Source organism: Clavibacter sp. MX14-G9D (genome assembly GCF_032917815.1).
Lineage (GTDB): Bacteria > Actinomycetota > Actinomycetes > Actinomycetales > Microbacteriaceae > Clavibacter > Clavibacter michiganensis_K.
Genome location: NZ_JAVCVL010000144.1, coordinates 1 through 7,101, shown reverse-complemented (window position 1 = coordinate 7,101; position 7,101 = coordinate 1). Strand labels below are relative to the sequence as shown.

At 75.4% G+C, this 7,101-nt stretch carries 7 protein-coding genes and 1 pseudogene; 3 read left to right on the top strand and 5 right to left on the bottom strand.

The window, feature by feature from the left end:
• Window positions 1–184, bottom strand: a pseudogene (locus Q6969_RS11350) (hypothetical protein); the annotation flags it as partial.
• A 137-nt stretch (window positions 185–321) separates the two neighbouring features.
• Between Q6969_RS11350 and Q6969_RS11345 the strand changes: the two are divergent.
• Window positions 322–1,341 (top strand): site-specific DNA-methyltransferase, encoded by a 1,020-nt coding sequence (locus Q6969_RS11345; RefSeq protein ID WP_317230537.1) that lies wholly within the window; start codon window positions 322–324, stop codon window positions 1,339–1,341.
• 29 nt (window positions 1,342–1,370) lie between these two features.
• Here Q6969_RS11345 and Q6969_RS11340 read toward each other — a convergent pair whose 3' ends face one another.
• Entirely contained in the window at window positions 1,371–3,545 is a 2,175-nt protein-coding gene (locus Q6969_RS11340; protein ID WP_317230536.1) for a DEAD/DEAH box helicase, read from the bottom strand.
• A 111-nt stretch (window positions 3,546–3,656) separates the two neighbouring features.
• The gene (locus Q6969_RS11335) at window positions 3,657–4,076 is read right to left on the bottom strand and encodes a PLDc N-terminal domain-containing protein (RefSeq protein ID WP_317230535.1); all 420 of its coding nucleotides are present in this window, start codon (window positions 4,074–4,076) and stop codon (window positions 3,657–3,659) included.
• A gap of 184 nt (window positions 4,077–4,260) precedes the next feature.
• On the opposite strand from Q6969_RS11335, the gene Q6969_RS11330 reads away from it, so the two are divergent.
• Entirely contained in the window at window positions 4,261–4,431 is a 171-nt protein-coding gene (locus Q6969_RS11330) for a CsbD family protein (protein ID WP_317230534.1), read from the top strand.
• A gap of 78 nt (window positions 4,432–4,509) precedes the next feature.
• Here the strand turns inward: Q6969_RS11330 and Q6969_RS11325 are convergent, their stop codons facing one another.
• A complete protein-coding gene (locus Q6969_RS11325) occupies window positions 4,510–5,415 on the bottom strand; it encodes a metallophosphoesterase (protein ID WP_317230533.1) in 906 nt (301 codons plus the stop codon).
• Window positions 5,416–5,545: 130 nt separating this feature from the next.
• Between Q6969_RS11325 and Q6969_RS11320 the strand changes: the two genes are divergently transcribed.
• Entirely contained in the window at window positions 5,546–6,343 is a 798-nt protein-coding gene (locus tag Q6969_RS11320; RefSeq protein WP_063072793.1) for an HAD-IIA family hydrolase, read from the top strand.
• 67 nt (window positions 6,344–6,410) lie between these two features.
• On the opposite strand, the gene Q6969_RS11315 is transcribed toward Q6969_RS11320, so the two are convergent.
• Window positions 6,411–7,101, bottom strand: a 691-nt coding sequence (locus Q6969_RS11315; protein ID WP_317230532.1) for a septum formation family protein, incomplete at its 5' end; no start/stop codon positions are given.

Sequence of the window (7,101 nt, the reverse complement as noted above, 5' to 3'; positions counted from 1 at the left end):
GCGGCGCGGAGGGCGGCGTCGCGTCCGCGGCCCCGGGTCCGGATCCGGCCGCGCCTGCGTCGGCGGGGCCGTAGGGGCTCGTCGACCCCGCCGCCGCGTCCGCGGGGTCCGGCGCGATCCCGTCGGCCTGCGGATCGTGGGGGTGGGGTCCGGCGTCCCGCTCGGGGTCGCGCTCATCGCTCATGTGTCGTTCCTAGTGGAGGGGACCGCCGCCCGGGCACGGATGCGGGGGAAGCGCCCCGAAAGGGGGGCCGCACGCGCGCGACGGCGCCGTCCGGGGCGGGCGCGGCACCCGCCGGACGGTCCGTTAACCTCGGGGGCGTGCCCCAGCCCGCGTGGACCCCCGACGGCCCCGACCTCGTGATCCACGGCGAGAACCTCGAGGCCGTCCGGGCGCTCCCCGACGGCGCCTTCCAGCTCATCTACCTCGACCCGCCCTTCAACACGGGCCGCACCCAGGAGCGCCAGAACCTCACGGTGACGCGCAGCGCGGAGACGGATCCCGACGCGGCCGCCACGGACCCCGCCGACGCCGCGGCCGGCCCCACGGCGGCCGTCGCCGGGGGCGCGGAGGACACCGCCCCCGGCCTCGCGCCCGCGAGCACCGCGACGCCCGAGCCCGCCCGGCCGCCCGGCGCCCGCGTCGGCTTCCAGGGCCGCAGCTACGACTCCGTGAAGGGGCTCCTCTACGGCTTCGACGACTCGTTCGCCGACTACTGGGAGTTCCTCGAGCCCCGGCTCATCGAGGCGTGGCGGCTGCTCGATCCCACCGGCACGCTGTACCTGCACCTCGACTACCGGGAGGTGCACTACGCGAAGGTCGTGCTCGACGCCCTGTTCGGCCGCCGCTCGTTCCTCAACGAGATCGTCTGGGCCTACGACTACGGGGCGAAGTCGCGGCGCCGCTGGCCCGCGAAGCACGACACGATCCTCGTGTACGTGAAGGACCCGCTCCGCTACCGCTTCGACTCAGCGGAGGTCGACCGCGAGCCGTACATGGCGCCCGGGCTCGTGACCCCGGAGAAGCGCGAGCGCGGCAAGCTGCCGACGGACGTGTGGTGGCACACGATCGTGTCGCCGACCGGCCGCGAGAAGACCGGGTACGCGACCCAGAAGCCGCTCGGCGTGCTGCGCCGCATCGTGCAGGCCTCGAGCCGGCCGGGCGACTGGGTGCTCGACTTCTTCGCCGGATCCGGCACCACGGGCGCCGCCGCCCGCGAGCTCGGCCGGCGCTTCGTGCTGGTGGACGAGAACCCGCAGGCCCTCGAGGTGATGCGCGCACGGCTGCACGGCGGCGGCACGGTCTTCGTGACGCCCGAGGGCGTCGTCGACCGCTCCTGACTCCGCGCCGCGGCGCCCGTGCCGCCCGGCTACCCCTGCTGCGCCAGCGCGAAGGGCAGCACGCGCGTGGCACCCGCCTTCCGGAGCAGGCGCCCGGCGACCGTGAGCGTCCACCGCGTGTCGACCAGGTCGTCCACGAGGAGCACGGGCCGGGGATCGGCCGCGAGGTCGTCGGCCAGGTGCGCGGGCACCTGGAACGGGGGGTGCACGCGCCGGAGCCGGTAGACGCTGTTGCCGCGGGCCGCGCCGGGGGCACCGGGGTCGACGAGGTCGAGCGCGCCGAGGAACGGCAGCCGCCCGACCTCGGCGATGCGCTGGGCGAGGCTCCCGACGAGCTGCGGCCGTCCGGCGGAGGGCACGTGCACGACGGCCCGGGGCCGCTCCGCCCAGCCCCACTCCGCGAGCACGCGCACGCAGGCCGCGACGAGAGCGTCGTCGACGGGGGCGTCCTCCGCGCCGGAGGCGAAGACCGTGCGGAGGCGCCCGCCCCAGCCGAGGTCGGTGAGGCGCGCGAGGGCGCGGCCCTCGTCCACCTGCTCGCCGGCCGCGATGGCGCCGCTGAGGGGCACCCCCACGCTGGACGCGCCCGCGGGCCAGCGCAGCCGCGGCTCGATCGGCAGGCCCACCTTGTCGAGCGCCTGCGACGCGGTCGCCGACGCCTGCTGGTCCAGCGACGACGGGTACCACGCTCCCGCGCACCGGTCGCAGCGCCCGCACGGGGCGGCCGTGTCGTCGTCGAGCTGGCGCTGCAGGAACTCCATGCGGCAGCCGAGGGTGGTCTCGTAGTCGAGCATCGCCTGCTGCTCGCGGACGCGCGCCGCCGCGACCTGCTCGTACCGGGCCCGGTCGTAGACCCACGGGACACCCGTGGCCGACCAGCCCGACGTGTCGCGGCGCACGGCCCCGTCGACGTCGAGCACCTTCAGCAGCAGGTCGAGCCGGCTGCGGGAGAGGCTGACGCGCGACTCGAGCGCGGGCACCGACAGCGGCCGGTCGCTCTCGCCGAGCGCCTGGATGACGGCGGCGGCCTGCTGCTCGTCGGGCATGGAGGCGGTGGCGAAGTACTGCCAGATGTCCGGATCCTCGCGGCCCGGCAGCAGCAGCACGTCGGCGTCGGCGGACCCGCGCCCCGCGCGCCCGACCTGCTGGTAGTAGGACACGGGCGACGACGGCGCGCCGAGGTGCACCACGAACCCGAGGTCGGGCTTGTCGAAGCCCATGCCGAGCGCGCTCGTGGCGACGAGCGCCTTCACCTCGTTGCGCTGCAGCTCGCCCTCGGCCTGCTCGCGGTCGGCCGGGTCGTCGCGGCCCGTGTAGGCCCTCACGGCATGGCCGGCGTCGCGCAGGAGCCGCGCGGTGTCCTGCGCGGCGGACACCGTGAGCGCGTAGACGATGCCGCTGCCGGGCAGCTCGTCGAGGTGGCTGAGGAGCCACCCGAGGCGGTCCCTGCTGCTCTCGAGCCGGAGCACGCCGAGCCGCAGCGACCGGCGGGCCAGCGGCCCGCGGATGGTGACCACCGGCACGCGCTCGGTCTCCACGGCGCCGCCTCCCGTGGATCCGACGCTCAGCTGCTCCTCGACGTCGGCGACGACGCGCGAGTTCGCGGTGGCCGTGGTGGCGAGGACGGGCACGCGCTCGTCGACGGAGGAGATGAGGTCGCGGAGGCGGCGGTAGTCGGGCCGGAAGTCGTGCCCCCAGTCGGAGATGCAGTGCGCCTCGTCGACCACGAGGAGCCCGAGGCGGGCCCGCAGCGCGGGCAGCTGCTCGTCGCGGAAGCGCGGGTTGTTGAGGCGCTCCGGCGAGACGAGGAGGAGGTCGACCTCGTCGGCCTCGAGCGCCCGGAGCAGGTCGTCCCACTCGTGCGCGTTGCTGGAGTTCATGGCGACGGCGCGGACCCCCGCCCGTCGGGCGGCGGCGACCTGGTCGCGCATGAGCGCGAGGAGCGGCGACACCAGCAGCGTGGGCCCGAGGCCCTGCTGCCGGAGGAGCAGGGTCGCGACGAAGTAGACCGCGGACTTCCCCCACCCCGTGCGCTGCACGACGAGGGCGCGGGACCGGTCCTGGACGAGCGCCTCGATGGCCTCGAACTGCCCGTCGTGGAAGTCGGCTCCCGCGACGCCGACCAGCCGGGAGAGGTGCTCGCGGGCGGCGGACCGGAGGTCGGAGGTCGCGGCGGCGGACGGCGGGGAGACGGTGTCGGGCATGGGGCCATGCTCCCATCCGCCCCCGACCCCGCCGCCCGTCGGTCGACCCCGCGGGGCGGTCGGACGGGTCCGGGACATGGGGAGGGACGCGTGCCCCTCCGGCGAGGACGCCTAGGCCTCGGGCGTCCCGCCGGGCCCCAGGGCGCGCCGCTCCCGCGCGGGACCCGCGGCGCGCGCGGCCTGCACCGCCTGCTCCGCCCGGAGCTGCCGCATGCGCCCGAGCTCCGCGTGGCGGCGCTCCTCCTCCTCGAGGTCGGCGAGCTGCTGCTCCGTGCTCCGCACGCGCCGGTCGACCGCCACCGCCGCGCGCTCGTAGGCGGCGCTCCGGTCCGGCGGGCCCACCTGCTCGAGGCGGGCGTCCCAGTCGTGGCCGACGCAGAACCATACGATGCTCCCGACGAGCGGCAGGAGGACGATCAGCAGGATCCAGACGAGCTTGGGCAGGTGCTTCACCCGGTCGTCCGGCCGCGTGACGAGGTCGACGAGCGCGCACGCCGCCACGAGGAGGGGGAGGAGACCGAGGAGGACCACGGTCCCGGAGCCTAGGGGCGGCACGGGTCCCGGCGGAAGGCCCGGGCGCGAACCCGCGCAGGACACCGCGCGGGGGGCCATTCGCTCAGCGGACACGCACCCCGCATCTGTCAGGCATCCAGGAGCCACCGGTCCTACAGTCCATTCGAAGGCCGCACCCGGTGGCCTCAGTGAGGAGGAGATCATGGGTCTCGACGACAAGATCAAGAACGCTGCTCAGGACATCGCGGGCAAGGCCAAGGAGGCGCTCGGCGACCACAAGGGCGACGAGAACCTCAAGGCCGAGGGCCAGAAGGACCAGGCCGCCGCGTCCGCCAAGAAGGCCGGCGAGAACGTCAAGGACGTCTTCAAGTAGACCAGCAGCACCAGGAGAGGCGGCGACCCCACGGGTCGCCGCCTCTCCTCATGTCCGGCCGCGCCCGCGCAGCGGCCGTCACGCGGGCTCGGGCGCTCCCGACGACGCGATGATCCGCTGCACGAGCTGCGCGTCGAGCAGCGCGACCTCGTCCCCGTCGCCCTCCGCGTGTGCCCGGACGACGACCGAGGTGACCCCGCCCTCCGGATGCACGTCGACGACGAGGAAGCCGGACCCGCGCACGATGCGCTCGGTGCCCGGCTCCGCCGCCACGTCGGTCTCGTTCGCGACGCCCGGGGCCACCAGCACGGGCACGCCCGCCAGCGCGCCGACGACGTGGTGGTGGTAGTGACCCGAGAGGATGACCCGCACGTCGCTCCCCCGCACGATGTCCGCGAGGACGTCCGGCCGCTGCAGCGCGAGCGACTCGTGCAGCGTGGTCGGCGCGGGCAGCGGCGGGTGGTGCAGCACGAGGACCGTGCCGTGCTCGGACGGGGTCGCGAGCAGCTCCCGCAGCGCGTCGAGCTGCTGCGCGCGGAGGGCGCCGTAGCCCTTGCCGGGCACCGAGGTGTCGAGGGTCGCGACGCGCCAGCCGTCCACGACGGTGACGCCGTCGACGGGCGGGATCGCGGCCGGGTCCCGGCCGTCGTCCGTGCCGGGGCCGCCGTGCCCGTCGCCGAGCACCAGGCGGAACCCGGAGCGCACGTCGTGGTTGCCGGGGGCGAGCACGACGGCGGCGCCGCGGCGCGCGGCCCACGGGTCCAGCCGCTCGCGCAGCAGCGCGTACGACTCCGGCGTGCCGTCCTCGGAGAGGTCGCCGGAGCCGACCAGGAGCCGCACGTGGGGGATGCGGTCGGCCTCGACGAGCACGCGGTCGAGGGCGGCGACCGTGTCGACGAGGCCCTGGTGGAGCCCGCCGTCGCGGAGCAGGTGGGTGTCGCTGAGGTGGACGAGGCGCAGGGATCCGGTCGGCAGTGCGTGCATGCGCCGACCCTACGGCGGCGCGCCGACACCGGGGAGCGCCGTCCGATCGGGCGCGCGCCGCGGCCCGTCGCGACCCGGCGGGCGTCCACCCGGCGGCAGTAGCCTCGTCAGCACGACGAGAGGGAACCCCATGGCGACGCGCGACGAGATGGACTGCTGGCTCACCGACATGGACGGCGTCCTGGTGCACGAGAACCAGGCGCTCCCGGGCGCGGCGGCGCTGATCCAGCAGTGGCAGGACCAGGGGAAGCCCTTCCTCGTGCTCACCAACAACAGCATCTTCACGCCGCGGGACCTCTCGGCGCGGCTCCGCGCATCCGGCCTGCACGTGCCCGAGTCGGCGATCTGGACGAGCGCGCTCGCGACCGCCGCGTTCCTCGAGCAGCAGATGCCCGGCGGTTCCGCGTTCGTCATCGGCGAGGCCGGGCTCACGACGGCGCTGCACGAGGCGGGCTTCATCATGACCGACACGCAGCCCGACTTCGTGGTCATCGGCGAGACCCGCAACTACTCGTTCGAGGCGATCACGCGCGCGATCCGCCTCATCAACGGCGGTGCGCGCTACATCGCGACCAACCCCGACGCGACGGGCCCGAGCGCCGAGGGCGTGCTGCCGGCCACCGGCGCGGTGCTCGCCCTCATCAGCAAGGCCACCGGCAAGGAGCCCTACATCGTCGGCAAGCCGAACCCGATGATGTTCCGCTCCGCCCTCAACAAGATCGGGGCGCACTCCGAGAGCACCGGCATGATCGGCGACCGCATGGACACCGACATCATCGCGGGCATCGAGGCGGGCCTCCACACCGTGCTCGTGCTCACGGGCATCAGCGACCGCGCCGAGATCGAGCGCTACCCGTTCCGTCCCGACGAGGTGCTGTCGGGCGTCACGGAGCTGCTGGATCCGGAGCCGGTCGAGTCCGAGCTCTGACGCGCCCCGTCCTCGCCGCGCCGGTGCGCGACGCGCGGACGGTGCGCGGCACGCCGCCCGCGCTCCGCTAGGGGACGACGGGCGGCTGCGGGACGCCGATGGTGCCGGTGAACGTGCCGCCGCCGGCGCGCGAGACGAAGCAGTAGACGTCGCGGTCGCCCGCCGTCCACTCGTCCTGGCTGATCGGGTACGCCGACTGGTACTGCACGTCGTCGTAGGCGCGCGCCGCGGCGTAGTCGATCACCGTGTCGGCGATGCAGAGCTCGTCGGCGGAGTCGCGCACGGCGTCCTCGCCGGGGAACTCGTCGCCCTCCTGCGGCAGGGCGACGCGGGCGACCATCTGCGCGTGGTGCTCGGACCCGCAGTCGACGACCGTGAACTCCTCCTCCCACGGCGTCGCGTACGGCTCGATGCACTCCCCGCCGAGCAGCGCGTCCCACGCCTGGACGCCCGCCGCCGCAGGCCCCTGGACGGGATCCGTCGGCGTCGGGGTGGGAGTCGGCGTCGCCTCGGCGGTCTCGGTCGCGACGGGCTCCGCGTCCGGGGCGGCGGCGGATCCGAGGCGCTGGCCCAGGTAGAACAGGCCGATGAGGAGGAGCACGAGCAGGATGGCGCCGCCGACCCAGAGGGCCGTCCGGCGGGGACCGCGCGGCGGGGATGCGGGAGGCGGGGTGGGTGCGGCCGACGCGGCCGGTGCGGCCGGGCGGATCGGGCCGCCGGCAGGCGGGTAGGGCAGGGGCGGCACCGCAGGGGGCGGC

Excerpts from the sequence above, each read along its gene's own strand:
- Q6969_RS11340 (WP_317230536.1), bottom strand. The coding sequence starts at position 3,545 with ATGCCCGACACCGTCTCCCCGCCGTCCGCCGCCGCGACCTCCGACCTC.
- Q6969_RS11325 (WP_317230533.1), bottom strand. The coding sequence starts at position 5,415 with ATGCACGCACTGCCGACCGGATCCCTGCGCCTCGTCCACCTCAGCGAC.
- Q6969_RS11320 (WP_063072793.1), top strand. The coding sequence starts at position 5,546 with ATGGCGACGCGCGACGAGATGGACTGCTGGCTCACCGACATGGACGGC.
- Q6969_RS11330 (WP_317230534.1), top strand. The coding sequence starts at position 4,261 with ATGGGTCTCGACGACAAGATCAAGAACGCTGCTCAGGACATCGCGGGC.